General features: G+C 63.4%; 17 protein-coding genes. 5 read left to right on the plus strand and 12 right to left on the minus strand.

Annotated elements, in window-relative coordinates; translation table 11 throughout:
• Nucleotides 1-20 precede the first annotated feature (20 nt).
• On the minus strand, nucleotides 21-977 hold the full coding sequence (gene cmoB, locus F6X62_RS14925; protein ID WP_153773992.1) for a tRNA 5-methoxyuridine(34)/uridine 5-oxyacetic acid(34) synthase CmoB: 957 nt from the start codon (nucleotides 975-977) through the stop codon (nucleotides 21-23).
• Nucleotides 974-1717 (minus strand): carboxy-S-adenosyl-L-methionine synthase CmoA, encoded by a 744-nt coding sequence (cmoA, locus tag F6X62_RS14930; RefSeq protein WP_153773993.1) that lies wholly within the window; start codon nucleotides 1715-1717, stop codon nucleotides 974-976. The genes cmoB and cmoA overlap by 4 nt, the downstream gene beginning before the upstream one ends.
• Nucleotides 1718-1976: 259 nt before the next feature.
• Between cmoA and F6X62_RS14935 the strand changes: the two genes are divergently transcribed.
• Both F6X62_RS14935 and F6X62_RS14940 read left to right on the plus strand, forming a co-directional pair.
• A complete protein-coding gene (locus tag F6X62_RS14935; protein ID WP_178117555.1) occupies nucleotides 1977-3158 on the plus strand; it encodes an alpha-xenorhabdolysin family binary toxin subunit A in 1182 nt (393 codons plus the stop codon).
• A 1-nt stretch (nucleotide 3159) separates the two neighbouring features.
• Nucleotides 3160-4137 carry an alpha-xenorhabdolysin family binary toxin subunit B gene (locus F6X62_RS14940; protein WP_153773995.1) on the plus strand — a complete coding sequence of 326 codons (978 nt, stop codon included), beginning with the start codon at nucleotides 3160-3162 and terminating at the stop codon, nucleotides 4135-4137.
• A gap of 21 nt (nucleotides 4138-4158) precedes the next feature.
• On the opposite strand, the gene F6X62_RS14945 is transcribed toward F6X62_RS14940, so the two are convergent.
• The 5 genes from F6X62_RS14945 to F6X62_RS14965 form a co-directional block, all read right to left on the minus strand.
• Complete coding sequence (locus F6X62_RS14945; RefSeq protein WP_054891823.1) at nucleotides 4159-4551, minus strand: protease inhibitor I42 family protein; 393 nt, start codon at nucleotides 4549-4551, stop codon at nucleotides 4159-4161.
• A gap of 114 nt (nucleotides 4552-4665) precedes the next feature.
• A complete protein-coding gene (gene lon / locus F6X62_RS14950) occupies nucleotides 4666-7086 on the minus strand; it encodes an endopeptidase La (RefSeq protein WP_153773996.1) in 2421 nt (806 codons plus the stop codon).
• A gap of 166 nt (nucleotides 7087-7252) precedes the next feature.
• The gene (locus F6X62_RS14955) at nucleotides 7253-9664 is read right to left on the minus strand and encodes a glucose/quinate/shikimate family membrane-bound PQQ-dependent dehydrogenase (RefSeq protein WP_125930583.1); all 2412 of its coding nucleotides are present in this window, start codon (nucleotides 9662-9664) and stop codon (nucleotides 7253-7255) included.
• A gap of 30 nt (nucleotides 9665-9694) precedes the next feature.
• A complete protein-coding gene (locus F6X62_RS14960) occupies nucleotides 9695-11041 on the minus strand; it encodes a carbohydrate porin (RefSeq protein ID WP_153773997.1) in 1347 nt (448 codons plus the stop codon).
• Between the two features lie 332 nt (nucleotides 11042-11373).
• Entirely contained in the window at nucleotides 11374-13425 is a 2052-nt protein-coding gene (locus F6X62_RS14965; protein ID WP_153773998.1) for a TonB-dependent receptor, read from the minus strand.
• 212 nt (nucleotides 13426-13637) lie between these two features.
• On the opposite strand from F6X62_RS14965, the gene F6X62_RS14970 reads away from it, so the two are divergent.
• The gene (locus F6X62_RS14970) at nucleotides 13638-13859 is read left to right on the plus strand and encodes a VF530 family DNA-binding protein (RefSeq protein ID WP_063543406.1); all 222 of its coding nucleotides are present in this window, start codon (nucleotides 13638-13640) and stop codon (nucleotides 13857-13859) included.
• Nucleotides 13860-13861: 2 nt separating this feature from the next.
• Nucleotides 13862-14491, plus strand: a complete 630-nt coding sequence (locus F6X62_RS14975) for a Pr6Pr family membrane protein (protein WP_153773999.1) — start codon at nucleotides 13862-13864, stop codon at nucleotides 14489-14491.
• Between the two features lie 55 nt (nucleotides 14492-14546).
• On the opposite strand, the gene F6X62_RS14980 is transcribed toward F6X62_RS14975, so the two are convergent.
• The 4 genes from F6X62_RS14980 to F6X62_RS14995 all read right to left on the minus strand — a co-directional run bounded on the left by F6X62_RS14980 (nucleotide 14547) and on the right by F6X62_RS14995 (nucleotide 20802).
• Nucleotides 14547-15308 (minus strand): siderophore-interacting protein, encoded by a 762-nt coding sequence (locus F6X62_RS14980; protein WP_153774000.1) that lies wholly within the window; start codon nucleotides 15306-15308, stop codon nucleotides 14547-14549.
• The gene (locus tag F6X62_RS14985) at nucleotides 15305-15847 is read right to left on the minus strand and encodes a PadR family transcriptional regulator (RefSeq protein ID WP_063543412.1); all 543 of its coding nucleotides are present in this window, start codon (nucleotides 15845-15847) and stop codon (nucleotides 15305-15307) included. Before F6X62_RS14985 ends, F6X62_RS14980 begins: the two co-directional genes overlap by 4 nt.
• Nucleotides 15848-15963: 116 nt before the next feature.
• Nucleotides 15964-19080 (minus strand): transglycosylase domain-containing protein, encoded by a 3117-nt coding sequence (locus F6X62_RS14990; RefSeq protein WP_153774001.1) that lies wholly within the window; start codon nucleotides 19078-19080, stop codon nucleotides 15964-15966.
• Nucleotides 19081-19182: 102 nt separating this feature from the next.
• Entirely contained in the window at nucleotides 19183-20802 is a 1620-nt protein-coding gene (locus tag F6X62_RS14995) for an FMN-binding glutamate synthase family protein (RefSeq protein ID WP_125930579.1), read from the minus strand.
• 184 nt (nucleotides 20803-20986) lie between these two features.
• On the opposite strand from F6X62_RS14995, the gene F6X62_RS15000 reads away from it, so the two are divergent.
• A complete protein-coding gene (locus F6X62_RS15000; RefSeq protein WP_054891864.1) occupies nucleotides 20987-21244 on the plus strand; it encodes a type B 50S ribosomal protein L31 in 258 nt (85 codons plus the stop codon).
• A gap of 6 nt (nucleotides 21245-21250) precedes the next feature.
• Here the strand turns inward: F6X62_RS15000 and F6X62_RS15005 are convergent, their stop codons facing one another.
• On the minus strand, nucleotides 21251-25534 hold the full coding sequence (locus tag F6X62_RS15005) for a DEAD/DEAH box helicase (RefSeq protein WP_153774002.1): 4284 nt from the start codon (nucleotides 25532-25534) through the stop codon (nucleotides 21251-21253).
• Between the last annotated feature and the right edge of the window lie 140 nt (nucleotides 25535-25674).

Here is a 25674-nt window from a genome sequence, read left to right on the forward strand (position 1 = left end):
CGCCCTTCGGGGCGCTTTTTTTATTTACGCGCCAGGAGCGTGGCGCGGCGGGGGGCCGGGAGGCCTTCGATGGTCTTGCTGTGGTCGTTCGGGTCGAGGAAATCGGCCAGCGACTGATAACGCATCCAGTCGGTGCTGCGCTGCTCCTCGACGCTGGTGACGCTTACATCCACGCAGCGTACATCGCTGAAGCCGGCGCGGCGCAGCCAGCGCTCCAGCGCGGGTACCGACGGCAGGAACCAGACGTTGCGCATCTGTGCGTAGCGGTCCTCGGGCACCAGCACGTGCTGCTCATCGCCCTCGACCACCAAGGTTTCCAGCACCAGCTCCCCGCCTTTGACCAGGCAGTCCTTGAGCGCCAGCAAATGCTCGATGGGGGATCGACGGTGATAGAACACGCCCATCGAGAACACGGTGTCGAAGCCTTCGAGGTTGGCGGGCAGTTCTTCCAGGGCGAAGGGCAGGTGCCAGGCGGGCAGGTCTGGCAGGTATTTTTGCACCGCCTGGAACTGGCAGAAGAACAGCCAGTTCGGGTCGACACCGACCACCATGTCGGCACCAGCGCCGAGCATGCGCCACTGGTAGTAGCCGTTGCCGCAGCCGACATCAAGCACGCGTTTGCCCTTGAGGTTCAGGTGCGGACCGACACGCGACCACTTCCAGTCCGAGCGCCATTCGGTGTCCACGTGCACACCGAACAGGTCGAACGGCCCCTTGCGCCACGGCGAGAGCCCCATCAGCGCCTGGTACACCTGAGCACGGGTGGCGTCATCGCAATTGCTGTCCAGACGCAATCCGTCGACCAGGTCGATTTTCTCGGGCGTCAGGTCAGGCAGCGCATCCAGGGCGCCGCGCCAGCGCTCGAGGTCGCCATGGCCCTTCTCCAGCTTGGTGTCGAGTTGTGCTTGCAGCCCCAGGGACCAGGAAGCCAGTGGCGTGCCCGCCAGACGGCGGACGAGGGGAGACAGATCGATCATGGCAGGGCTATCAGCGAGGCGAAATTGAGGCATTGGAACCAGGGTACGACTTTCGAGAAGCCGGCGGCGTGGAGGCGCTCCTGGTGGGCTTGCAGGGTGTCGGGCTTCATCACGTGCTCGATGGCGCTGCGCTTCTGGGCGATTTCCAGATCGCTGTAGCCATTGGCACGCTTGAAGTCCAGGTGCAGGTCGTTGAGCAGGTCCTGTTCCTGTACGTCGTCGAAGCGCAGTTTCTCGGACAGGATCAGCGCGCCACCCGGCAGCAGGGCTTGGTGAATGCGTGCGAGCAGAGCCAGGCGCTGCTCAGGGGCAATGAATTGCAGGGTGAAGTTCATCGCCACCACCGAGGCGGGCTCGAAGGGCAGGGCAAGGATGTCGGCTTCGATTACCTGCACTGGCAGCAGTTCCTGGAACATCGAGTCCTGTGCGGTGAGGTACTGGCGGCAGCGTTCGACCATGGCTGCTGAGTTGTCCACCGCGATCACCCGGCAACCGTCGTGGCGCACATGGCGGCGCAGCGACTGGGTCACGGCGCCCAGCGAGGCGCCAAGATCGTACAGCGCGGTGTGGGGTTGAGCGAAGCGTGCGGCGAGCACGCCGAGGTTCTCGACAATGGTCGGGTAGCCGGGTACCGAGCGCTTGATCATGTCCGGGAACACACGCACCACGTCCTCGTTGAAGACGAAGTCGGGCACCTGCTCCAGGGGTTGGGCGAAAAGGCGGTCGGGGTCTTGGCTCACAGTGGGCTCGGGGAACAGACAAAGGCGACATTCTAGCCAAGCCATGCGGTGCTGCATACCGGGAGTGCGGCCAGTGATCGGTGGGTCTGGGAAGAAAGTGGTGACTCGAAAGAGCTGTATTTCTGCCAAGTGGAAGCGAATTGGATGTCACCAGGGCAAGTCTAGAGCCACTGAAGACGAGTGGGGCGCGACGTATGGTGAGGCTTGCTCTGCGCTGTACTGGCGGAGCACCTCATCCGACCCTCAAAGGACGATCACTATGGAAGTGCTAGAGAATGAGTCGTTAGCAACTCTCGACCCGCAGCTGAAAGCAGAGCTGATACCTCTGCAATACATCGAGACGATCAGCGATCCGATAAAGACTGACCAGCAACCTGGATTGATCTTCAGCCGCGAAAACCTGCTGGTGATCAAACGCTACGTCAAGGCCGTGGATTCGTTTCCGGGCGCATCGGAGCCAATCAGCGAGTGGATCGACTTCGTGAAGCTGGGCCTGGATGGCGAGGGGGTTAGTAGTTTTATCTCCGACTTGAACCAGCATGCCGAAGGGTGGGAGCCATTAGAGCGCGAAACTCAAGCCCTTAGCGTGAAACTGGAAAATTTCGCGCAGACGTTCGCCACCGAAGGCGCGCTGCTCGTGAGTGAAATCCGCAGTATGCACGGCAATAGTCTCTCCGATATCGAGGATGCGGTGTTGGAGCAACTGGAGACAGTACTGCTTGATGAAAACGAACGTACGCTTAAGGCTGAATCCATCCTCGGCGCGATCGAGGATATCAAAGAGCTGATCGACAGGATGTCGAAGGATATTGATCAGGTTCAAACGCGTGCAGATCGCTTCTATAAGGATGTCGAAGATATTTTGCTGCCAAAGTTGGCAGGGCTGGATTCGACGCTTGACATTGCCGGTGCCGGCGAGAGGGCAGCAGCGCTTGCAGACAACTTGCGAGTATTGGACCAGGAAATCGAGTATCAGTCTTCGATCATTCTCGGCTTCACGGGCTATACCCTGTTTGGGCTGACATTTTCGCCCCTGGGGGTTGGGCTAACCTATTCGCTGTTCGGTGATCAGGCAAAGTCTGCGAAACAAGATAAGCAGAAGCTGCTGGAACGTCGCGAAGCGCTGGTGATGGAGATGCAATCGTTTACCCCGCAGTTGGCGAACCTGGCCACATTGTCGGGTCTGCTCAATGACATCAAGGGCCGACTCAAAGAGGTCAATACGGCCGCCTGGAACCTGCGCTACGTTATCCGCACCTTGAGTGACCATACAAAAGTCTCGAGTGAGGAACTTGACCTGCTCGATACCAATGTCAGCGTGGAACGATTTGCGCGTCGGATCGATCGTGTGGTCCGCCCGTGGCACAAGATTGGCAATATTTCGCACGAGTTGGCATTGATTTTTAACGACGTCATGAAAAGTTTTAATCAGGAGAATTGATATGGATATTAGCAGCCCGATACTTGTGAAGTACCCCGATGTATCTGCAATGCGATTGATGCAAGGTGAAATTTCCAAGTTTGTAAATATGCAGGCAAAACATCTGAGCTCGTCTATCCGGGAGAACGTCTCGGATTTGCTGAGGCTGCTCAGGGAATGCGACGCTCAAATGAAAGACCAGGTATTGAGTGCCACGCTCAATCTTGCGCACCAGAGTTGGTCGGAGATAAATGCCGCAGCCGTAAGTTCGCAAAATGGCCAGAACCAAGGCATCAAGAAAGATATCGAAGACGAGCTGGTGCGTTTGCGGGGTCGATTGAAGGCGTCGTTGCAGATGCTGGGCCAGCGAGTCAGCGCAATACAGGTTTATCGCCTGTCGGAATTGGAGGAGCGCCGTTCACAGCTGGCAGGGACCAAGGAACGTATGCAAGCCAGTATCGACCACCTGCTGGAAGTGGTTGCAGGCATGGAGCGTCAAAAGAACGAGCTGGACCAGATCATCAAGACGTTCGAAGTGCCAACGCTGTTCAGTACTATCAAGGGCATGATTCCGACAGAGGAGGAAGTGGACCTGTTGATGAGCAGCATCAAGAACCCCACGGTGAGCCCTGAACTGGTGAAGGCAGCCGTCAAGAAGTTCGAGGCCAATCTGGATGTCATAGGCGAAGGACGCAAGTTCTCGGATCTTGTGTCAGCCCGGGCGACGTGTGTAGGGCAGATTGCCGAACAGCGACAGGCATTGTCGTCGTTGCAGAGTTTGTTGCAACAGGCTGTTCAAGAACATGACGAACTGGTCACTGCTGGCAATGTCGACAGTTGGCGTGATCGCTGGGTACTGGAAGCCCAAAAGCTGACGACGACTTGGCAGAGCCATCAGGCTGCTGCACAACAGGCGACTGAATTGGGCACGCTTGGCAATGCCCTCATGGCGTTGTCCGTCTACCTGGCGGAGGTACGCCGCAACTTCGAGACCGTCTGAGCGCACGCATCGCTCCAGGTTTCAACGTACGGTTATCTGGCACTCGAAGGTTTGTACGGGCGCGACCTCAGGGGCCCAGGGTTGTTGGTAGATCAGGGCAAGCGTGGCAGTACCCTCGGCCTTGGCCTGGAAGCGCCAGTTTGAAAGGCCTGCACTGCCGACGATACCGGCCTCTTCCGGAGTGCTGTATACCTCTGGGCCCAGGCTGCGTAGCACGCTTGAGGCTGGGTCCTTGAGCGTCCAGCGATAGCCGGTGGAAGGGTTGCTGGCCAGCGACAGCGATAGAGTCTGACCGACCTGCAGGCGCTTGGGACATTCGCTGTCGGCATCCAGCTCGACGGTTTGCCGCGGTTGCTGCGCGCAGGCGGCGAGCAAGCTGAGACTCAAGGGGAGCAGCAGGCGGGAGAGGGTCATGGTGGCTCCTGAGGCGGACGATGGCCTGAGGATAACCGATGCGCTTGTGTATGTGGGGCTCTGAGGGGCCATCGCGGGCTTGCCCTGCGATGGCCCCTCAGAGCCCTGTGTTTATCAGAACAACACTTTCGCCACGTCGGCAAAGCGCTTGGCGAAATGCACCGTCAGCCCTTCGCGCAGGTAGTCGGGCAGTTCCTCGAAGTCCCCACGGTTCGCCTCCGGCAGGATCAGTTCGAAGATCTTCTGCCGCTTGGCAGCTATTACCTTCTCGCGTACCCCGCCAATCGGCAGTACCTGCCCGGTCAGTGTCAGCTCGCCAGTCATCGCCACGCCTTTTTTCGGCGCCTGGTCGCGCGCCAGTGACAGCAGGGCGCTGGCCATGGTCACGCCAGCGCTGGGACCGTCCTTGGGCGTGGCGCCTTCGGGTACGTGCAGGTGGATGAACGCTTCGTTGAAGAAGCCTGGGTCGCCTCCATACTGCTTGAGGTTCGCGCTGACGTAGCTGTAGGCGATTTCTGCGGACTCCTTCATCACCTCACCCAGCTTGCCGGTGAGCTTGAAGCCGCGGTTGAGCGTATGAATGCGTGTTGCCTCGATCGGCAGGGTGGCGCCCCCCATGCTGGTCCAGGCAAGGCCTGTGATCACGCCCTTGCCCGCCAGTACCTGCTCGCTGCGGAACACCGGCATGCCCAGTGCTGCCTCGAGGTCCTTGGTGCCGATCTTGAGCTTGGCATCCGGGTTCTCCAGTAGCTTGACCACTGCCTTGCGCACCAGCTTGCCGAGCTGTTTCTCCAGTTGACGCACGCCAGCCTCGCGAGCGTAGCCTTCGATCACCAGGCGCAGGGCGCTGTCGCTGATGCTCAGGCTGGTCTTGGCAACGCCAGCCTTGTCCAGCTGCTTGGGCCACAGGTGGCGTTTGGCAATGGCCAGCTTCTCTTCGGTGATGTAGCCGGACAGGCGAATCACTTCCATGCGGTCGAGCAGCGGGCCGGGGATCGAATCCAAGGTGTTGGCAGTGCAGACGAACAGCACCTTTGACAGGTCCAGACGCAGGTCCAGGTAGTGGTCGAGGAAGTCGACGTTCTGCTCCGGATCCAGGGTTTCGAGCAGTGCCGAGGCGGGGTCGCCCTGGTAGCTCTGGCCCATCTTGTCGATCTCGTCGAGCATGATCACCGGGTTCATCACCTCGACATCCTTCAGTGCCTGTACCAGTTTGCCGGGTTGGGCGCCGATGTAGGTACGGCGGTGACCTTTGATCTCGGCTTCGTCGCGCATGCCGCCGACACTGAAGCGGTAGAAGGGGCGCCCCAGGGATTCGGCGATGGATTTGCCGATGCTGGTCTTGCCAACGCCCGGCGGGCCGACCAGCAGTACGATCGAGCCGCTGATCTCGCCTTTCCAGGCACCGACGGCGAGGAACTCGAGGATGCGCTCCTTGATATCGTCAAGCCCGGCGTGGTGCTGATCGAGCACTTTGCGTGCGTGCTTGAGGTCGAGCTTGTCCTGGCCGTATACCCCCCAAGGCAACGCGGTGGCCCATTCGAGGTAGTTGCGGGTCACAGCGTATTCCGGCGAGCCTGTTTCGAGGATCGCCAGCTTGCCCATTTCCTCGTCGATGCGCTTTTTAGCCTGCTCGGGCAGGGTCTTGCCTTGCAGGCGCTGTTCGAACTGTTCGAGGTCGGCGCTGCGGTCGTCCTTGGTCAGGCCCAGCTCCTGCTGGATGACCTTGAGCTGTTCCTTGAGAAAGAACTCACGCTGATGCTCGCCGATCTGCCGGTTCACTTCGGCGGAAATCTCGTTCTGCAACCGCGCAACCTCGACTTCCTTGCGCAGCATCGGCAGGACCTTCTCCATGCGCTTGAGCATGGGGACGCAGTCGAGCACTTCCTGCAACTGGTTGCCGGTGGCAGAGGTCAGGGCAGCGGCGAAGTCGGTGAGGGGCGAGGGGTCGTTGGGGCTGAAGCGGTTGAGATAGTTCTTCAGCTCTTCGCTGTACAGCGGATTGAGCGGCAGCAGTTCCTTGATCGCATTGATCAGGGCCATGCCGTAAGCCTTAACCTCGTCGGTGGGCTGCGCGGGCTGGTGCGGGTACTCGACTTCGACCAGGTAGGGTGGTCGATGGTGCTTGAGCCAGGTGCGGATGCGTACGCGGGTCAGGCCCTGGGCGACGAACTGCAGCTTGCCGTTCTCGCGGCTGGCATGGTGCACCTTGACCAGGGTGCCGTATTCCGGCAACGCCTTGGTGTCGAAGTGGCGGTGGTCTTCGGGCGGCGTGTCCATGAAGAACAGGGCCAGGGAATGATGATCGGTCTTGGCGACCAGGTCGAGGGTTTCGGCCCAGGGTTCCTCGTTGACAATCACCGGCAGCACTTGCGCGGGGAAGAACGGGCGGTTGTGGATCGGGATCACGTAGACCTTGTCCGGCAGTTGCTGGCCGGGCAGGGCAAGGGCGCGGCTGGTCTCGGCCTTGGCCTCGAGGTGTTCGATTTCGCTCTGTGCGTCGGGGTGTTCCGGGAAATCCTGCTGGTCGCTCATGGGGCACCTGCGTGAATGACTATGGTGCTTAGATGGGGCGGGGAGGGATGGGTTTCAATGGTAGACGAAGGCTGGAGGGGGAGGCTTTCATCTTTGCCGGCCGGTGCCGGGCCGCTCGTGGGCCTGCCCGCGAAGGCGGCGGTGTGGCCACCGCCGCAGTCGAGGCTTATTCAGCCAGTTTGTAAGCGATGATGTAGTCGCCCATCTTGGTGCCTAGCGAGCCATGTCCTCCGGCCACGATCAGCACATACTGCTTGCCGTCCTTGCCCGTGTAGGTCATTGGCGTGGCCTGGCCACCGGCTGGCAGGCGAGCGCTCCACAGTTCCTTGCCGTTGTGCACGTCATAGGCGCGCAGGTACTGGTCCAGGGTGCCGCTGAGGAAGCCCACGCCACCGGCGGTGACGATCGAGCCACCCATGCTTGGTACACCCACCGGCAAGCCGATCGGTACAGGGGTGCTGTCACGAGTGGTGCCGTTCTTGCGTTTCCACACCACCTTGTTGGTGAACAGGTCGATAGCGGCCACATAACCCCAGGCCGGTGCCTGGCACGGCACGCCCAGTGGCGACATGAACGGGTGCATGGTCACGGCATACGGGGCGCCGGTGTTCGGCTGCACGCCGCTGGTCTCGCTTTCGCGCTTGCTGCCTTCGGCTACCTGCTCGCGCGGGATCATCTTCGACACGAACGCCATGTAGTTCGGCGAGGTGAACAGCAACTGACGCACCGGGTCGACCGACACGCTGCCCCAGTTGAACACGCCGACGTTGCCGGGATACACCAGCGAGCCCTGTTCGGACGGCGGGGTGTACTGGCCTTCGTAGCGCAGCTCGCGGAACTGGATGCGGCACAGCATCTGGTCGAATGGCGTGGCGCCCCACATGGCCTGTTCGGTCAGCTCGGGGCCGAGCAGGTTGAGGTCGGAGCGGGCTTGGGTCGGCGCCGTGTGATCGCCCTTGACCGCGCCTTGCGGTACCGGGATCTCGCGGATCGGCACGATCGGGGTGCCGTCACGACGGTCGAGCACGTACAGGCTGCCCTGCTTGGTCGGCACGATGACCGCAGGCTTCACGCCGTCGTCGGTCTTCAGGTGCACCAGGGTGGGCTGGCTGCCCACGTCCATGTCCCACAGATCGTGGTGGGTGAACTGGTAGTTCCAGCGTGCCTTGCCGGTGGCCAGGTCCAGGGCGACCACGCCAGCGCTGTACTTCTCGGCGCCTGGGGTGCGGTTGGCGCCCCACTGGTCAGGGGTCTGGTTGCCCAACGGCAGGTAGATCATGCCCAGGTCTTCATCGACGCTGGCCAGCGACCACATGTTCGCCGAGTTGCGGCTGTAGGTCTTGCCCGGCGCCAGGGGCTTGGTGTCGTCGGGGTTATCGCTGTCCCAGTTCCACACCAGGCGGCCGTCGTGCACGTCGTAGGCGCGGATCACGCCGGACGGTTCGTTGGTCGACTCGTTGTCGGTGACATGCCCGCCGATGATCACCAGATCACGGGTGATCGCCGCTGGCGAGGTGGAGTAGTAGCCGCCGGCGGTGAATGGGCCGATGCCGGTGGTCAGGTCGATCGCACCCTGGTTGGCGAAGCCTTCGCAGACCTTGCCGTTGTCGGCGTTGATCGCGATCAGGCGGGCATCGGCAGTGGGCAGGTACAGGCGTCGTGGGCAGGTCTGGGCAACGACCTGGCCGGCATCGGAGATCTTCGGCGCAGGGCTGCCGTCACGGCTGACGTAGCGGTTTTCGTCATAGTACGAAACGCCGCGGCAGGTCATGTGGGCGAAGCCCTTGAAGGTCTTGACTGGGCTCTTGACCTGCGGGTCGAAGCGCCAGATTTCGGCACCGGTGTCCGGGTCCAGGGCCAGCACCTTGCTGTGCGCGGTGCAGGCATAGAGCATGCCGTTGGCCTTGAGTGGGGTGTTCTCGTTGGTCAATTCGACCGGGTCGTTTTCGGTCGGCAGGTCGCCGGTGCGAATGCGCCAGGCTTCTTCCAGGCGATAAGCGTTCTGCGGGGTGATCTGGCGCAGGGGCGAGTAGCGGTCGCCGTGTTCGGTACGCCCGTAGGCCTGCCATTCGCCGTCCGGCATGGAAGGGGCTGCACTGGCCATTTCGCTGCTGTCACGCCCCAATTCGCCGAAGATCTCCCCGGGATGGGTGAACTGGCTACCAACTGCGGTTGCGCCGGAAGCGACCACGGCGGCGGCCAGCAGGGCGCCGTTGACCTTAGAGGCAGGCCCAAGCAGCGGGCGGCGCGCCCAGGGCAGCAGCAGGACCACGCCGAGGGCGAACCAGATGGCCAGGCGTGGCACCAGTTGCCACCAGTCCAGACCCACTTCCCATAGCGCCCAGGCGGTGCTGGCCAGCAGCACCACGCCATACAGGCCAAGGCCGATGCGGCGCAGGGCGATCAGCAGGATGCCCGAAAGGGCAAAGCCGATCCCGCCGATCAGGTAGTAAAGGGATCCCCCCAGCTGGCTCAGCTTGATACCGCCTGCGATCAGGGCCAGGCCCATCAGCAACAGCAGCACGCCTACGAGGCGCGGTAGCCAGCGGGTTCCATTCTTGGCACCGTCAGTGCTCATCGCATGTTCTCCGTTCGTTCAAGGTTGGGTTCAGAAACTGCTCTGGATCTTCAGGCCGCCGATCAGCGCGTCATCGACCTGCGACACCCCGCCCGGATGGCGGATGTACTGCAGGTTAGGACGCACGGTGAGCCAGTCCGCCAGGTGAACGCCGTAGTAGAGTTCGGCGCTGTATTCGGTGTCCTGGACGGGCAGGAAGCCGGGATTGTCGTAGTCGACGACGGCGTTGGCCTGGTTGGCCAGGCGCGCGTTCTTGCGGTAGGCGGGGTTGACGTGCACGCGGGCGAGGGCGAAACCGATGTCGTCCTTGGCGCGGGCATCGAAGGGCCCCTTGTACACCACACCTGCCTGAACGTAGTTGTCGATGGCATTGGTCTTCTTGTCATGCATCGTTGCATTGGCGAACAGGCTTAGCCCGCGGGAGGCGTCCGAGGCGCGCGAGGTCACCTGCTGCTGGGCGCCGAGCCAGAAACCATGCTTGCTGGCGCTGCTGCGGTAAGCCTGGCCGCTCAAGGCCGCGGGTTGGCCGTTGCCGTCCTTGTAAACATCCTGTGCCTTGGCATTACTGTAGTAGTAGCCGGCGCGATATTCCCCTTTCAGACCATTGACCCTTGGGGTCCACACCAGTTCGATCGGCATCAGCGCACCTTGCGTACCGCTGCCACTGAGCTTGAAACCATTGCCGGATTCAAGGTTGGAGGGATTCTGTTCGAAGACGCCGACCTGCGCGTAGAGGTCGTCAGCGAGGTTGTACTTCACCCGCAGCGCCCATTGGCTGACCGGCCAGTTGTACCAGATGCCACCCACCCAGTTACCCACCTGGGAACCGCAGAACGCCAGGTTCTGGAAGTCGCAGGGGAAGCTGTTGAAGTCCTCGCCTTCACCGAAGCGGCCGACCTTCACGTCCAGTGCGCCATCGAAGTATTTCTGCTTGATCCACATTTGTGTCAGACGCCAGGTTTCGCCGCGGCCCCAGACTTCCTGGGCGGAGGTGAAACCTCCCACGCGCGGGTCGTTGATCCGGTCGTTGCTGATGTTCTGGCCGTGGCGCTCGGTGACCGTCAGCTGGAATTCGCTGTCGTGCCAGCCGAGGATCTTTTGCAGGTCCAGATGGGCGCCCAAGGTGAACTGGTCGCTGTAGCGTGCGGTGCGATCGTGATCGAAGCCGCCGTGCAGGTTACTGCCCATTTCGCCGGTGTAGCCGAAGGTGAAGTCGTAGCCCTGCGCCTGGAGTGCGGTGCGGGTACCGTCCCAGTCACCGAACATCCAGGGTGAGTCTTTGGCGAAGGGCGCGTCTGCGCTGGCGCTGGGCGAAAAGCCGCTGAGCAGGGCGGTGAGGGCGAGGCCCGGGTATGGATTCTTCGGCAGTTGAAGCATGAGATAGCGCTGTCTTTTGATTATTGAGAAAAACGCAAGCGCATCGAGGAGCGAACGCTTCGATGGAAACGGCTGGAGGGTTTATTAGTGAAGCGTTTCAGCTTGCGGTGCGGAGGATATAGGGGAAGTTGTAAGAAAAAAAGACAAAATGTCGCAGGGGATTGTTGTCGCAGACGTAATAGTGGGTGCAGTTCCTGCAGGAGCGGGCTGGCCCGCGAAAAAACACCACGCTGTCTGGCACGGGCTACGCCCGTGTTCGCGGGCAAGCCCGCTCCTACTCGGATTGGGCTGGCCTTTAGATTTTGAACAAGACAGTTGTCCCTGCAAGCAGGTCAGAAGCTGGTGCGCAGCCCGACTTCGACGCTACGCCCCGGTGCCGGCGCGATATCGCGCAGGATGGAACTGGCGTAGCGCACGGTCTGGTCGGTCAGGTTCTCGCCACGCACGAAGGCCAGCCACTGGCTCTGGCCAATGTCGAAGCGATAGCCGACGCTGGCGCCGAGGGTGGTGTAGCCGTCGGTGCCGTGTTCGTTGTCCGGCTTGCGGTGCTGCGAGGCGGCGTGTTGCACGTCCACGCGCGCCTGCCAGCGATCCAACTCCCACAGCAGGCCGGTGCCCAGCCGCAGCGGGGCGATGCGTGGCAGTGGCTCGCCGGTGTCGAGGTTCTTGGCGCGGGTATAGTCGCCGGACAGCTCCAGGGCGAAGCTGCCGTAGCGGTTCTCCAGCAGCTTCCAGCGATCCTGGGCCTCGATACCGTAGAAGCGCGCACGCACGCCCTGATACAGGTACTCAGGAATCCCGCCGTCGTCGTGGTCATGATCATGGTCGTGGTCGTCGTCACCATGGTCATGATCATGACCTTCACGCAGATTACCGCTGCCGATCAGGCCGATGTAGTTGCGAAAGTGGCTGTAGAACACGCCGACACTGCCCTTGTGCGTGCCGTTGTCGAAGCGCAGTGCCAGGTCGCCGGAAATCGCCTTCTCCTTGTTCAGGTTCGGATCGCCCACTTCATAGGCTCCGGTGGCCACGTGCGCGCCGTTGGCATACAGCTCGTAGAAGGTCGGTGCGCGCTCGGTGTAGGCCAGGCTCGCCGCCAGTGCCCAGACCGGGTCGAGCTGGTACACCGCGCCCGATGACAGGCTTGCGGCATTGAAGCTGGTCGATTTGTCGGCACCGACGAAGTTCTCGTTACCCTTGGCATCCGGATCGATGCGGGTGTGCTCCAGGCGTGCGCCCAGGCTCAGGTTCAAGCGTTCGGTGGCCTGCCATTGCTCGAGCATGAACAGCGCCAGGCTGTCGGTGTCGGTGTGCGGCACGAAGGCTTCTTCACCCAGTGCCGAGAACTCGTTGCGACTGACCTGGGCGCCGATCACCCCTTCGACGGGGCCGATCGGCTGGTGGCGGGCTTCGATGCGCGCCTCATAGCCTTTGTTCTTGAAGGTGGTGTGGACCTCGCCCTCTTCGATCTCGCGGTGTTGGTAGTCGGTGTAGCCGGCGTCGACCTTGACCGAACTGAACGGCCCTTCGAGGTCGCGCAGTTCCGAGGCGAAGGCGTAGTGGTCCTGTTGCATGTCCAGGCGCACGCCGGGCTCGGCCACCGAGCCGTAGTTGCTGTCGTAGCGGCTATAGGACAGGCCTGCATAGCCATGGTCCCAATGGTAGGAACCACCGATGGCGCCGCCGTCCTGGCGGCCGTCGCTGTTTTCCAGGCGATGCTTGCTGCCGGGTTCGTCGGCGTCGCGCACCTTCGCGCTGCGTGCATAGCCGGGGATGCGCAGGTCGTTGAACTGACGGCTGTTGGCGTCCAGGTGCAGGGCGAAATTGCCGTCACCGGCTTCGAGCTTCCCAGCGCTGCTGCGTGTGGTGTCGGCGCCGCCATAGCGCAGCTCGCCTGCACCATGGATGCCATCGATCGGCGAGTCGGGAATGCGGTTGTCGAAGGTGTTGACTACACCACCGATGGCGTTGCCGCCGTAAAGCAGCGCAGCCGGGCCACGGACGATCTCGACGCGTTCGACGGTGACCGGGTCCAGCGGCACGGCGTGGTCATAGGACAATGACGAGGCATCCAGGGCACCGACGCCGTTGCGCAGGATGCGGATGCGGTCGCCATCCAGGCCGCGGATCACCGGGCGACTGGCGCCTGGACCGAACCAGGTGGAGGCGACACCGGGCTGTTTGTTGAGGGTTTCACCGAGGCTGCCGTGCTGCTGTTGCAGCAGGTCATCGCCTTCGAGCACGGTGCTTGGGGCGGCGAGCTGACGGTTGCCGAGCGGGTTGGCGGTGATCACCTGGGGTTCGAGCTCCACCGCCTGGCTGGGCGATGACGCCAGCCACAAGGCGACAGCGAGGGGAGAGAGGCGCAGGGACTTGGACAACATGAGCGTGTGACGTTCCTTGGCAGATAGTTATAGTGAAGATACGAATAGATACAATATAACATTTCTATTTCATCACAGAGGTTTCCTGTCTGGCCAGGGGTTTGTGCTGTGGAAGGCTCTGGCCTGGGCTGGGAGCGCAGGCGGTCCGCATCCTTGCACACCGGCCCACTACACTCGTGTAAGGTGCGCATCTTTCAACGCGGGAGCACTGCATGAGCACGGCCCAACACAACGCACTGCACGGCAAGACGCTGGAGCAGATCCTCACCGAGCTGGTGGCCCACTACCAATGGCAGGGGCTGGCCGAGCGCATCGACATCCGCTGCTTCAAGAGCGACCCGAGCATCAAGTCGAGCCTGACCTTCCTGCGCAAGACGCCTTGGGCGCGGGAAAAGGTCGAGCAGCTGTACATCAAGCTGTCACGCAAGGCTTGAGGGTGCCGCGTCCCTGGCTGACCCTGGCCGCGCTGCTCGGCTGGACGGGGTTGGCGGTGCAGTTGTATCTGGTGCTGCTGGCGCGCTGGCAGGAGCAGGCCAGCTTGATCGGTGGCATGGTCAATCTGTTCGGCTATTTCACCGTGCTGAGCAACACCCTGGTGGCCACGGTACTGAGCCATGCGGCGTTCGGCCGTGGGACGGCGGCGCGGCGCTGGTTCCTGACGCCAGCGGTGAGTTCCGGTGTGCTGGTCAGTATCGTGCTGGTGGCAGTGGCCTACAGCCTGCTGCTTCGGCACCTGTGGCAACCCGAGGGTTGGCAGTGGCTGGCCGACGAACTGTTGCACGACGTGATGCCGCTGGTGTTCGTGCTGTACTGGTGTCTGGCGGTGCCCAAGGGGCGCTTGCGGCTATGGCACCTGGGCGCCTGGAGCCTGTACCCGCTGGTGTATTTCCTGTTTACCTTGTGGCGGGGGCATGAGATTGGGGTCTACCCCTATCCCTTCGTCGATGTGGCGAGCCTGGGGTATGGGCGGGTGCTGATCAATGCACTGGCGGTGTTGGCGGGGTTCTGGGGGATCGGGTTGCTGGTGATCGGGGTGGATCGGTGGTGGGGGCGGGTGAAGGGATGAGTCGGGACGAGTCGCTGCGACTCGTCCCGCGACAGGGCCGCATCGGTCTTACTGGCTACTCATCATCCGCACTGCCCTCTGCGCGCCAGTAAGCAGCTGCCTTGAGCGCATCCTCGGCCACGCCCTTTTCCAGCAGCAAAGCCTTGGCCTGCCGGGTCAGGCCCTTCTCCAGCGCTACCCAGCCATACAGCCGGCCCTGCGGCAACGCCAGGTTTTTCACCAGGCCGAGCAGGTCCTCTGCCTGCCGACGTACCCAGATGACCTCCACCTGCGCCTTGCTCGGCAGCGGCTGGCGCTCCTGTTCATCCTCGATCTGGATGACCGCCAGCACCTGGCGTCCGGCCGGCAGCTCCTCGAGCCGTCGGGCAATCGCGGGGATGGCGGTTTCGTCGCCGATCAGCAGGTAGCTGTCGAAGATGTCCGGCACCACCATCGACGCGCGTGGGCCGGCGATATCGAGGTGCTGGCCCGGCGCGGCCTGGGCAGCCCAGGTCGAGGCAGGGCCGTCGCCATGCAGGACGAAGTCGATGTCCAGCTCCAGGGCGTCCAGGTCGATGCGCCGCGGTGTGTACTCGCGCATGGTCGGTCGTACGCCGCCGTCGCGGCCCAGGTTGCGGGCCTCGATCGCTTGTTGCTCCTCGGGCGTGCAGCCGAACAGCACCTTGACGTGGTCGTCCGTGCCCAGGCTGGTGAAGCCTGCCAGTTCCGCACCGCCCAGGGTGATACGGCGCATGCGCGGGGTCAGGTCGGTGACCCGCAGCACCTGCAGACGGCGTTGGCGGATCTCGTGGTTGACGCGATGAATGGTGTCGCTCATGGGGTTTTCTCCTGAACGGAATCGGTCGGCCCGCCTGCGATGGCCCTGGCCGTGTCGTTGAGCAGGCCGCGTACCCGCTCGATTTCCTCGGGTGTCCAGCGGCCGCTGTGCATGTGCAGGGCATGGCGCAGATTGCCGACCGCCTCGTTGATCTCTGGCGGCCGGTCATGTCCGCGCAGGGCACGCTTGCTCAACTCGATGCGCATGCGTACGCCGTCGAGGGCGACGGCTTGTTCGGCGAGTGATTGGCGACCGACTTCGGTGATGACATAGAGGCGCTTGCTGCCCTGAATCTGGCCACTGATCAGCTCGGCTTCCTCAAGAAAGTTGAGGGTCGGGTAGATCACCCCGGGGCTGGGGCTGTAGCTGCCATCGAATAGCCCTTCGATCTGACGAATCAGGTCGTAGCCGTGGCCGGGTTGCTCGGCGAGCATCGACAGCATCAGCAGTTTCAGATCGCCAGGGGCGAACACCCGCGGGCCGCGCTCACCGCGACCGGGGCGGCGCTCGAAAGGATCATGGGGGGCGTGGTCACGCATGAGGTGCAGGCTCCTTGTGTTTCGATATATCGCAAGATATTACTCAAGATATATCTAAACACAAGGCTTCAAATGCAGATGATTATCATCTGGTTTTTTGATGGGTGCCTTGCCTGTCAGTGCATCGCCAGTTGCGGCGCCTTGCATTCATTGGGGTTTCCCGGCTCCAGGTATGGCATGAGAATCGGCGCCATACCCTTGAGTACCTGCACGGGCAGGGCCGAGGTGAACTTGAACGACTCCGCCGTGCGTCCCGGCACGAAGGCGGTGAGCGTGCCGAAGTGGTTGTCGCCGAGGAAGAACACGAAGGTGGCAGTGCGGTTCAGCGAGCGTGAGCCGATCAGCCGTCCGCCGGCGCCGTAGCTCTGCAGGCGGTTGTCACCCGTCCCGGTCTTGCCACCCATCACCAGCAAGGTACCGTCGTGCAGCTTGAAACTGCCGGAAATACGCCGCGCGGTACCGGCATCGACCACCTGCGACATCGCGCCTTTCAGGGCCCGCGCCACTTCCACCTTGAGGATTCGTTGGCCGCGGTCGGGGTCGCTGATCAGTTTGGTTTCATAGGGGGTGCCGGCCGCAAAGTGCAAGGTGTCGATGCGCAGGGTCGGCAGGCGTACGCCATCGTTCTGGATGATGCCTACCAGTTCGGACAGCGCCGCAGGGCGGTCGCCCGAGCTGCCAATGGCCGTGGCCAGTGACGGTACCAGGTGATCGAAGGGGTAGCCGACGCGCTTCCAGCGCTGGTGGATGTCGAGAAACGCCTCGATTTCGACCATGGTGCGGATGCGGCTGTCACGGGCGCCCTGGTGACGGCTCTTGAACAACCAGCTGTACACCTCCTGACGCTCGAAGCGGCTGGCGTTGACCATCTCGGTGGGGGTGGCGCCAGGGTTTTTCAGCAGGTAGCCAAGCAGCCACAGGTCCAGAGGGTGGACCTTGGCGATGAAGCCCTGATCGGGCAAGTCGTACTTGCCGGGACCGTAGGCGGCGTACATTTCAGAAAGGCGGCCATCGTTGAGCTTGGCCATGGCGGCCTTGTCCTTGGCGCTGTGCGCGCGGACGAAGGCATTGAAGGTTTCCTGGCCGGCCTCGGGGAACAGGTAGCGGTGCACCGCCGCCAGGCGCTGGGGGGTGACGCGCATGCTGTCGAGGAAGGTGTCCAAGCGTTGCTGGGAGGTCTTGCGCTGGTACTTGCGCCAGAAGCGCATCAGGTAATTGGTGCCCTCGCGGTCGGCGAAGCGCGCCAGGTACTCCTGGCGGCGCGGGTCGGCGTCATCCTTGAGCAGTGGTTCGCGGTTGTAGGGTTGCTGGTAGGTGACGTAGCGCACCAGGTCGCGCATCAGGCGGATGAACGGCAGGTTGATCGACTCGCGCAACGCGTCCTTGAGGGTCGGGTTGCGGCCGTTGTCCTCCTTGCGGAAGTTGTTGAACACGTGCATGCCACCACCGGTGAAAAATGCCTCGCCGGTATTGGCCGAGTACTTGCGCTCCAGCGCGGCGTCGAGCATGGCGTCGAGGTTCTGGTTCTTGCTGTTCAGCATCAGCCATTCCAGTGACCACTGGGTGATGCGGTCCAGGTCGGCTACCTCCACTTTCTTGAGCTCGGCTACCGGCTTGCCGGCGTACTTGTCGTGCAGCTCGGCGACGATTTCAAGGTAGGTGGTCAGCACCCGCAGCTTGGCGGTCGAACCCAGTTCCAGCTTGCTGCCCTCGTTGATGTCGAACGGCTGGTTGGTGCTGTCGGTCTGCACCCGAACCCGCGAGCCGTCGGCGGTGCGCTCGAACAGGGTGAAGCTGTAGCTGACCTGGTCGGTGGTCTTGCTGGTCAGCAGGCGCTCGCCGATCAGGCCCATCTGCGCGGCGAACTCGGGGTCGGCGAGGTTCTTCAGGTACTGGCTGACCTGGGTCTGCAAGTCGGCTTGCAGGGTGCTGGTGGCGGAGAGGTCGAGGCGATCGAGGTCGTACAGCGGACGGTTGAGCATGGCTGCCAGACGGTTACGGGCCAGGCTGATGCCCTTGTTGGTGATGATCGGCACGATGGTCGGCTGGGCCACCCAGTCGCGGTACACCGCCTTGCTGGCCAGCGCGGCGTCGGCCAGCGGGCGATCGATGATGCCGTTGGCAGCGAGCACGCGGATATGCGAGTCGGTGAGCTCGGCCAGCTCGACCCGGCCTTTGGACAGGTAATGCGAAGGCCGACGCTGGGCAATCATCAGTGACAGCACTTCACGCAGCGCCAGGCCGCGAGCGGCCATGCTCTGGGCGTCGGTTTCGGTCGCGGTGAGCGCCTTGTTCACCTCGGCGAAGTCTGCGCCGTACCAGACCCGTAGCCCTTCGGCCATGCCATGCACTTCACCGTGCCCGGGTACCGCCGAGAGCGGCACGCTGTTCAGGTAGTCGCGCACGATGCGCTGGCGCGCCTCGGTGGTGTCCGGCCCGCCCTGATAGGCGCGCACGCTGGCAGAAATCATCTGGCGGATCTTCTCGGCGCCGTTGACCGTCAGGCCGTCCGGCGAGTGCCGGTATTTTTCCAACTGTGTCGCCAGGGTGCTGCCGCCCGCTGACTGGCCGGGCAGGGCCAGGTACTTGGCGACCTGGCTGTAGGCCGCCTTGGCGAAGCGTGGCCAGTCTACCGCTGGGTTGTTCTGCGGGTCCTTGCTGTCGAGCAGGTCGCGGTTCTCGATGAACAGCAGGCTGTTGACGATCACCGGCGGGATCGAGGCGAAGTCGTCGTACAGGTGCTGGGGGTAGTGGTACTGGTAGAGGGTGTCGCCGCGGCAGTCGGTGATCGACAGGCCGGCCTGGATCTTCTCGACGTAGGGCACGAACAGGCCGTGGTCGACATAGCGCATCAGTGCCGGGGAGAAACGCACCTGCTCGCTGATCAGGTAGTCGCGCTTGAGCAGGCGCGGCAGGAACTGACCCAGGGCGCTGTAGCCCAGGCGCTTGTCGAAGGGGCCGTCGCCTGGGTAGACGATCGCGTCGCTCGGCCCGCGCTCCAGCGAGTAGGTGAGGGTGCTGGCCAGGCGGCTGAATTCACGCGATTGCAGGTCCGAGCTCTGCACCTCCTCATAGACGGCAAAGCCCACCGCCACCATGGCCACCAGCACGATCAGGATGATCAGTCGCCACCACAACCGACGCTGACGAGGTGGCTTCGGCTGTGGTGGCTCGGCCAGAGGTGCTTCGGGTGCTTCCGTTCTGGTCTGTTCCGATTGCCACAGTGCGCCCATAGAGTTCAGTCCGGCCAAGTATTTTCGTCTTGCTTGCCTGAAGCTTAGACGCTGGCCGGACTTGGTGAAAAAATTGTGAGGGCGATGATCGGTGTATTCGGATCAGGCTGCGGCTTCGCTGTGCGGCTCGAAACTGTCGGCGCGCGCCAACTGCCACATCCGCGAGTAGAACTGCCCGTCCACCTCGCCGGTCAGTAGTTCGCCGGGCTTGAGGAACACGTGCATCTGCGAGAACAGCTTGATCTCGGTGGCGGAAATACGCCGCACCAGGTGCTTGGCCTCCAGTTGCGCGGGGTGCTCGAGGCCTGCAGCGGCCAGCATTTCGGCCAGGGCGCGCAGGGTGTTGTGGTGGAAGTTGAGCACCCGCTGGGCCTTGTCGGGCACCACCAGTGCGCGCTGGCGCAGGGCGTCCTGGGTGGCAACGCCGGTCGGGCACTTGTTGGTGTGGCAGCTCTGCGACTGGATGCAACCGATGGCGAACATGAAGCCGCGTGCAGAGTTGGCCCAGTCGGCGCCGATAGCCAGCACGCTGGCGATGTCGAAGGCACTGACGATCTTGCCACTGGCGCCGAGCTTGATCTTGTCGCGCAGGTTCAGGCCAACCAGGGTGTTGTGCACGAACAGCAAGCCCTCGCGCAGGGGGACGCCGATGTGGTCGGTGAACTCCACGGGCGCGGCGCCGGTACCGCCCTCCTTGCCGTCGACGACGATGAAGTCGGGCAGGATGCCGGTTTCCAGCATGGCCTTGGCGATGCCCATGAATTCCCACGGATGACCCAGGCAGAACTTGAAGCCTACCGGCTTGCCGCCGGACAGCTCACGCAACTGGGCGATGAACTGCATCATTTCGATGGGCGTGGAGAACGCGCTGTGGCGAGACGGCGAGATGCAGTCCTCGCCCATGACGATGCCGCGGGTGTCGGCGATTTCCTGGGTCACCTTGTGCTTGGGCAGGATGCCGCCATGGCCGGGTTTGGCGCCCTGGCTCATCTTGATTTCGATCATCCGCACCTGTGGGTTGGCGGCCTGCTCGGCGAAGCGCGCGGGGTCGAAGCGTCCGTCCGCGGTACGGCAGCCGAAGTAGCCGCTGCCCAGTTCCCAGACCAGGTCGCCACCGTGCTCGCGGTGGTAGGGGCTGATGCTGCCTTCGCCGGTGTCATGGGCGAAGTTGCCGAGCCGGGCACCTTCGTTGAGGGCACGGATGGCATTGGCACTGAGCGAACCGAAGCTCATGGCCGAGATGTTGAAGATCGATGCCGAGTAAGGCTGGCTGCACTGCGGGCCACCGACGGTGATGCGGAAACCTGTCGGGTCGGCCAGTGGCGCGGGGCGCATGGAGTGGCCGATGAACTCGAAACCCGACTCATACACGTCGATCAGGGTGCCGAAGGGTTTGTCGGAGGCTTCGTTCTTGGCGCGGGCGTACACCAGCGAGCGCTGGGCGCGGGAGAAGGGCAGGGCATCGCTGTCGGATTCGAGCAGGTACTGGCGGATCTCCGGGCGAATGCCTTCGACCAGGTAGCGAATGTTGCCCAGAATCGGGTAGTTGCGGCGTACCGCATGGCGTTTCTGCAGCAGGTCGAACAGGCCGATCAGGCTGAGCACGGCGGTGGTCAGGGTAAAGGGCCACAGCCATTCGTGGTGCAGGAAGGGAAGGCTGGCCAAGGTGAACAGCACGCAGGCGGCGAACACGGCGTAACGGCTGAGGAGTGACAGACTCATGCGAAAATCCTTGCGAATGCTTCGGTCAATCAGGCTCAGGGGCCTGGGCAAACCCCGACCATAGCCCGGTCGGGTGACAAATGGCCAGCGGACGAAAGGCGAGGGAAAATGAAATTTCGGGTATCGAAAATCATTCTCAATGTAGTATGTTATAAAGTATCAATTTATGACCGAGGTGATTTTCATGAAAGCAGGTATCCATCCCGAATATCGTCCCGTGCTGTTCCACGACACGGCGGCGGATGTGTTCTTTCTGATCGGATCGACCGTGGAAACTGATCGCACCCAGGTTCACAGCGACGGCCAGACCTACCCCTACGTGGCGCTGGATGTGTCCAGTGCATCGCACCCGGTTTACACCGGTCAGCAGCGCAAAACGACTGTCGAGGGGCGAGTGGCCGGGTTCAACAAGCGTTTTGCAGGGTTTGCCGCGAAGGTTTAGGTGCGCTCAGTTGTCGCGCAACAGGCGCTGGCGCCAGGTTTGCTGTTCCTCGGCCGGTCCCTCGATCAGAAACCGGTAGTTGCCCGCGATCCGCACTGCCACCGGCACGCCGTCGCGATACAGCAGGCGGTTGCCCCCCGCAGCCGGTAGCTTGCTACCAGGCAGCAGGGTGCCGACCAGGTTCAATGGATCGCTGGCGCTGATCACCACCAGCGCCCCGTCCACTTCCCGCCGCCGCACCTGGCGCAATAACCCCACGGCTTCGGGCAGGGCGAACTGTTCGCCGGCCAGCCCGGCAATGAACCGCCCGCCACGGATTTCCCCGCGTGCCTCCAGCCGGTGATAACAACGCAGGAGTTCGCGCCATGGCGGTAGTGCTGCGCTTTCGCGCTCCAGCAGGCGCCAGCAGATCACCCCATAACGACGCAACAGGCTGCGGGCTATATGTTCCAGGCGCTGGTCGCTGTCCTGTTCGCCAGTGCTGCGCCGCAGCAGCGCCCAGCGACCGGCCTGCACCATGCTGCTGGACAGCGGTGGATGACCGCGGCGGCTATTGCGTGACGAACGTTTGGCCGCCGGCGTTATCAGGCTGCGCAGACCGCTGAAGCTGTCGGCGCCCGCCAGCCCCGAGCCGACCAGTTCCTGCAGGGCGTTTTCCAGCTCGCTGGGCAGCAGGCGGGCTTGCTCGGCCAGCTCGTCGAAGAACAGCGCGCCATGGGCCTGCAAAGCCTGGTGCACGCGCTGTGCCCGTGCGCCGAGCGCCTCGGGCGACGGAATGCTGGCCAGGCTGCGCCACAGGGCGAGGCGTTCGCGCGGCAGAAGCACCAGCGGCGTGCTCGACAGGGTACTGCTCGACACAGTGGCGGCCAACCGCGTCCAGGCCCACTGGCCACTGCGACAGGCGTCGTCAAGCCAGTGCGGGCTGTAGTCCTTGATCCGCGCAGGCAACAGTTCCGCTTCCCAGGCCCCGGCGGCGCAGGGGAAGCCCTCGAGCTGTCCGAGCACCTGCGCTACCGCCTGCGGCCCGCGCAGGCGTTCCTCCTGGCTCAGGTGCTGCCAGTCGAACTGAAAACGCATGAAATCCTGCAGGCTGACCGGTTCGATCTCCCGGCGCAGGCGCTTGACGGTATAGCGGTGAATGCGTGCCAGCAGGTGACGCTCGCACCATTGCAGCGGCGGCTGACCTGGGCTGAAGTGCCCGCGCAAGACATAGCCTTCGCGCTCCAGCCGCGCCAACGCCTGTTCCACGTCGCTCTCGCCGCGGCTCAATGGCGTGGCGATCTGCGCCAGGGTGAGTGGGCCGAAGGCGCTCAGGCGGCCACGCAGCAGATCGCTCAAGGCGCTATCCGCATCGACGACCTGGTCGAAGCCGGGCAATGGCTGCAGGGCAGGGGCGAGCGAAGCGTCGGGGTACAGCGTGGTCATCGACCTCAGGCGCTCGCGAGCCAGCCACAGCGGCTGGCCGCAGGTGTCCAGACGGCAGGCACGGCCAGCGTCTGCCAACTGCCCGAGCAGGGCTGCCCAGCCATCGTTGGCTTGCACCTCGGCTTGCGTGATCGTGCCCAGGCTCATCAGCGCCTCGTGCATTTCGTCGAGGTTGAGCGGTCTTGGCCAGGCTTCATCCGCTACCGCACTGATCGCATCGGCATCCAGCGCGCCGAGGTCGTCGCCGCTGCGCACCTCGTTCCAGCGCCGGTTGAGCACCGCTTGGGTACGGCGCTCCTCCAGCGGTGCATCGTCGAGAAATGCATAGGGACGAGCATTGAGGATGGCCGCGGCCAGCGGTGAGGGGGCGGGCAGGTCGCGGCTGAGCAGGCGCACCTCGCCGCTTTCCATGCGCCGCAGCAGTGCCAGCCAGCCCTCGCTGTCCATGGCCTCGTGCAGACAATCGTCGAGGGTCTGTTGCACCAGCGGATGGTCGGGAATCTGGCGCTCGCCGACGATGTTTTCAAGGCAGGCGATCTGGTCGGGGAACACTGTGGCGACCAGGTCTTCGCTCTTCATCCGCTGGATCTGCGGCGCTACCTTGCGCCCTCCGATGAAGCGCGGCAGGGCCATCGCCACGGCCGCGTTCCAGCGCCAACGCACACCAAACAGCGGCGCGTCGAGCAGTGCCTGGACCAGCACCTGCTCGGCGGTGCGGCTCGACAGGTAGCGCCACACTTCATCGAGGTCGAAGCTGTGGCTGGTGGACAGCGACAGCACGATCGCATCTTCGCTGGCCGCCGCCTGCAATTCGAAATTGAAGGTGCGGCAGAAGCGTTTGCGCAGGGCCAGGCCCCAGGCGCGGTTGATGCGGCTGCCGTAGGGGGAGTGGATGATCAGTTGGGTGCCGCCGGACTCGTCGAAAAAGCGCTCCATCACCAGTGTCTGCTGCGACGGCAGGGCGCCCAGCACTTGCTGGGTACGGCCCAGGTAGTCGAGCAACTGGCTGGCGCTGTCGTCGTCCAGCACATAGTCGGCTTTCAGCCACTGCAGCACGCGGGACTGGTCGCCTGCATGCTGCTGCAGCTGCTCATCGAGACGTGCCTGCAGGCGCGCGACTGCGGTGGACAATTCGTCACTGCGCCCCGGCGCTTCACCGAGCCAGAAGGGGATGGTCGGCGGCAGGCCATGGGCATCCTCGACCCGTACCCGCCCGGGCTCCACGCGCAGGATGCGATAGGAAGCATTGCCCAGCTGGAAGATATCGCCGGCGATGCTTTCCACCGCGAAGTCTTCATTGACGCTGCCGATGTTCAGTGCCTGGGGTTCGAGCAGCACGCTGTAGTCGGCAGTCTCGGGGATGGTACCGCCGCTGGTCAGGGCAGTGAGCTGGCTGCCGCGACGTCCACGCAGGGTGCCATTCACTGCGTCGCGATGCAGGTAGGCGCTGCGTACACCCTGGCGGCCGTTGTAACCCTCGGCGAGCATCTGCAGCAGGGCCTGGTAATGCGCCTGGTCAAGCCCTGCATAGGGCATCGCGGCGCGCAGGCAGTCGAACAACGCCTGCTCTGGCCAAGGCTGGTTGCTGACTTCGGCGATGATCTGCTGGGCCAGTACATCCAGTGGCGCGTTGGGGATGTGCAGCAGGTCCAGCTCGCCCCGGCGCACGCAGTCGAGCAGGGCCACGCATTCGATCAGGTCGTCACGCGAGGTAGGGAACAGTCGGCCCTTGGGAATGCCATCGACCTGGTGCCCCGAGCGGCCGACGCGTTGCAGGAAGGCGGCAATGGAGCCGGGCGAGGCTATCTGGCACACCAGGTCGACGTCGCCGATATCGATGCCCAGCTCCAACGACGCGGTAGCTACCAGCATCCGCAGACCACCAGCCTTCAGGCGCTGTTCGGCTGACAGGCGATGCTCCTTGGCCAGGCTGCCATGGTGGGCGGCGACTGCGTCCTGGCCCAGGCGCTCGCTCAGGTGCCGGGTCAGGCGTTCGGCCAGGCGCCGGGTGTTGACGAACACCAGCGTGGTGCGGTGTTCGCGGGCCAGGGCGGCGAGTCGGTCGTAGAGCAGTTCCCAGACATCCGTGGCCATCACCGCGCCCAGCGGCACGCGCGGCACCTCGATGGCCAGGTCGCGCTCGCGGCTGTGGCCGACATCGACGATGGCGCAGGGCCGCTGATGCCCGACCAGGAACTGCGCCACCCGCTCGACCGGGCGCTGCGTGGCCGACAGGCCGATGCGGCGCAACGGTCGGCCGCACAGGGCTTGCAGGCGCTCCAGGGTCAGTGCCAGGTGGCAGCCGCGCTTGTTGCCGGCCAGGGCGTGGATCTCGTCGACGATCACCGTGTGCACCTGGTTCAGCCCGGCACGACCCGAGGCCGAACCGAGCAGTACGTACAGCGATTCAGGCGTTGTCACCAGGATGTGCGGTGCGCGTTTGCGCATGGCTGCGCGGTCTTTTTGCGGTGTATCGCCGGTGCGCACGGCGGTGGTGATGTGTGGTGCTTTCAGGCCCTGCTCGGCGAGTGCCTGAGCGATGCCTTCGAGAGGCGCCTGGAGATTGAGGCGAATGTCGTTGGACAACGCCTTGAGCGGTGAAACGTAGATCACCTGGGTTTGCGCGGGCAGCTCGCCGTCGTGCTCCAGACCTTGGCGAAACAGTTCGTCCAGCACTGCGAGAAAGGCGCTGAGGGTCTTGCCCGAGCCGGTCGGAGCGGCCAGCAGCATCGACTGGCCGGCGTGGATCAGCGGCCAGGCGCGGGCCTGGGCGTCGGTGACGGTGGCGAAGCGTTGCCGGAACCAGGTGCCGACGGCGGGGTGGAACAGGTCGAGCACCGGGTGCTGCTGTGCGGGCAGGTTCATGCAGTGTTTATGGCGTTTGGCGAGGTGGTTGGCAAGGGGCCGTTCGTCCGGCTTAGGGCGGAGTTGGCGTTTGCCCCGGTAAACCCGCTCAGAGCGCGCTGCATCAGGTATCCTCGCCAGCTTCTGTCCAGGAATGCCCC

The organism is Pseudomonas sp. MNR3A (assembly GCF_009650575.1).
GTDB classification, from domain to species: Bacteria; Pseudomonadota; Gammaproteobacteria; order Pseudomonadales; family Pseudomonadaceae; genus Aquipseudomonas; species Aquipseudomonas machongensis.

Coding starts and splice junctions, on each gene's coding strand:
- F6X62_RS14935 (WP_178117555.1), top strand. CDS start 1,977: ATGGAAGTGCTAGAGAATGAGTCGTTAGCAACTCTCGACCCGCAGCTG.
- F6X62_RS14970 (WP_063543406.1), top strand. CDS start 13,638: ATGAGCACGGCCCAACACAACGCACTGCACGGCAAGACGCTGGAGCAG.
- F6X62_RS14995 (WP_125930579.1), bottom strand. CDS start 20,802: ATGAGTCTGTCACTCCTCAGCCGTTACGCCGTGTTCGCCGCCTGCGTG.
- F6X62_RS14965 (WP_153773998.1), bottom strand. CDS start 13,425: ATGTTGTCCAAGTCCCTGCGCCTCTCTCCCCTCGCTGTCGCCTTGTGG.
- cmoB (WP_153773992.1), bottom strand. CDS start 977: ATGATCGATCTGTCTCCCCTCGTCCGCCGTCTGGCGGGCACGCCACTG.
- lon (WP_153773996.1), bottom strand. CDS start 7,086: ATGAGCGACCAGCAGGATTTCCCGGAACACCCCGACGCACAGAGCGAA.
- F6X62_RS14980 (WP_153774000.1), bottom strand. CDS start 15,308: ATGAGCGACACCATTCATCGCGTCAACCACGAGATCCGCCAACGCCGT.
- F6X62_RS14960 (WP_153773997.1), bottom strand. CDS start 11,041: ATGCTTCAACTGCCGAAGAATCCATACCCGGGCCTCGCCCTCACCGCC.
- F6X62_RS14985 (WP_063543412.1), bottom strand. CDS start 15,847: ATGCGTGACCACGCCCCCCATGATCCTTTCGAGCGCCGCCCCGGTCGC.
- F6X62_RS14955 (WP_125930583.1), bottom strand. CDS start 9,664: ATGAGCACTGACGGTGCCAAGAATGGAACCCGCTGGCTACCGCGCCTC.
- F6X62_RS14990 (WP_153774001.1), bottom strand. CDS start 19,080: ATGGGCGCACTGTGGCAATCGGAACAGACCAGAACGGAAGCACCCGAA.
- F6X62_RS15000 (WP_054891864.1), top strand. CDS start 20,987: ATGAAAGCAGGTATCCATCCCGAATATCGTCCCGTGCTGTTCCACGAC.
- F6X62_RS15005 (WP_153774002.1), bottom strand. CDS start 25,534: ATGAACCTGCCCGCACAGCAGCACCCGGTGCTCGACCTGTTCCACCCC.
- F6X62_RS14945 (WP_054891823.1), bottom strand. CDS start 4,551: ATGACCCTCTCCCGCCTGCTGCTCCCCTTGAGTCTCAGCTTGCTCGCC.
- F6X62_RS14940 (WP_153773995.1), top strand. CDS start 3,160: ATGGATATTAGCAGCCCGATACTTGTGAAGTACCCCGATGTATCTGCA.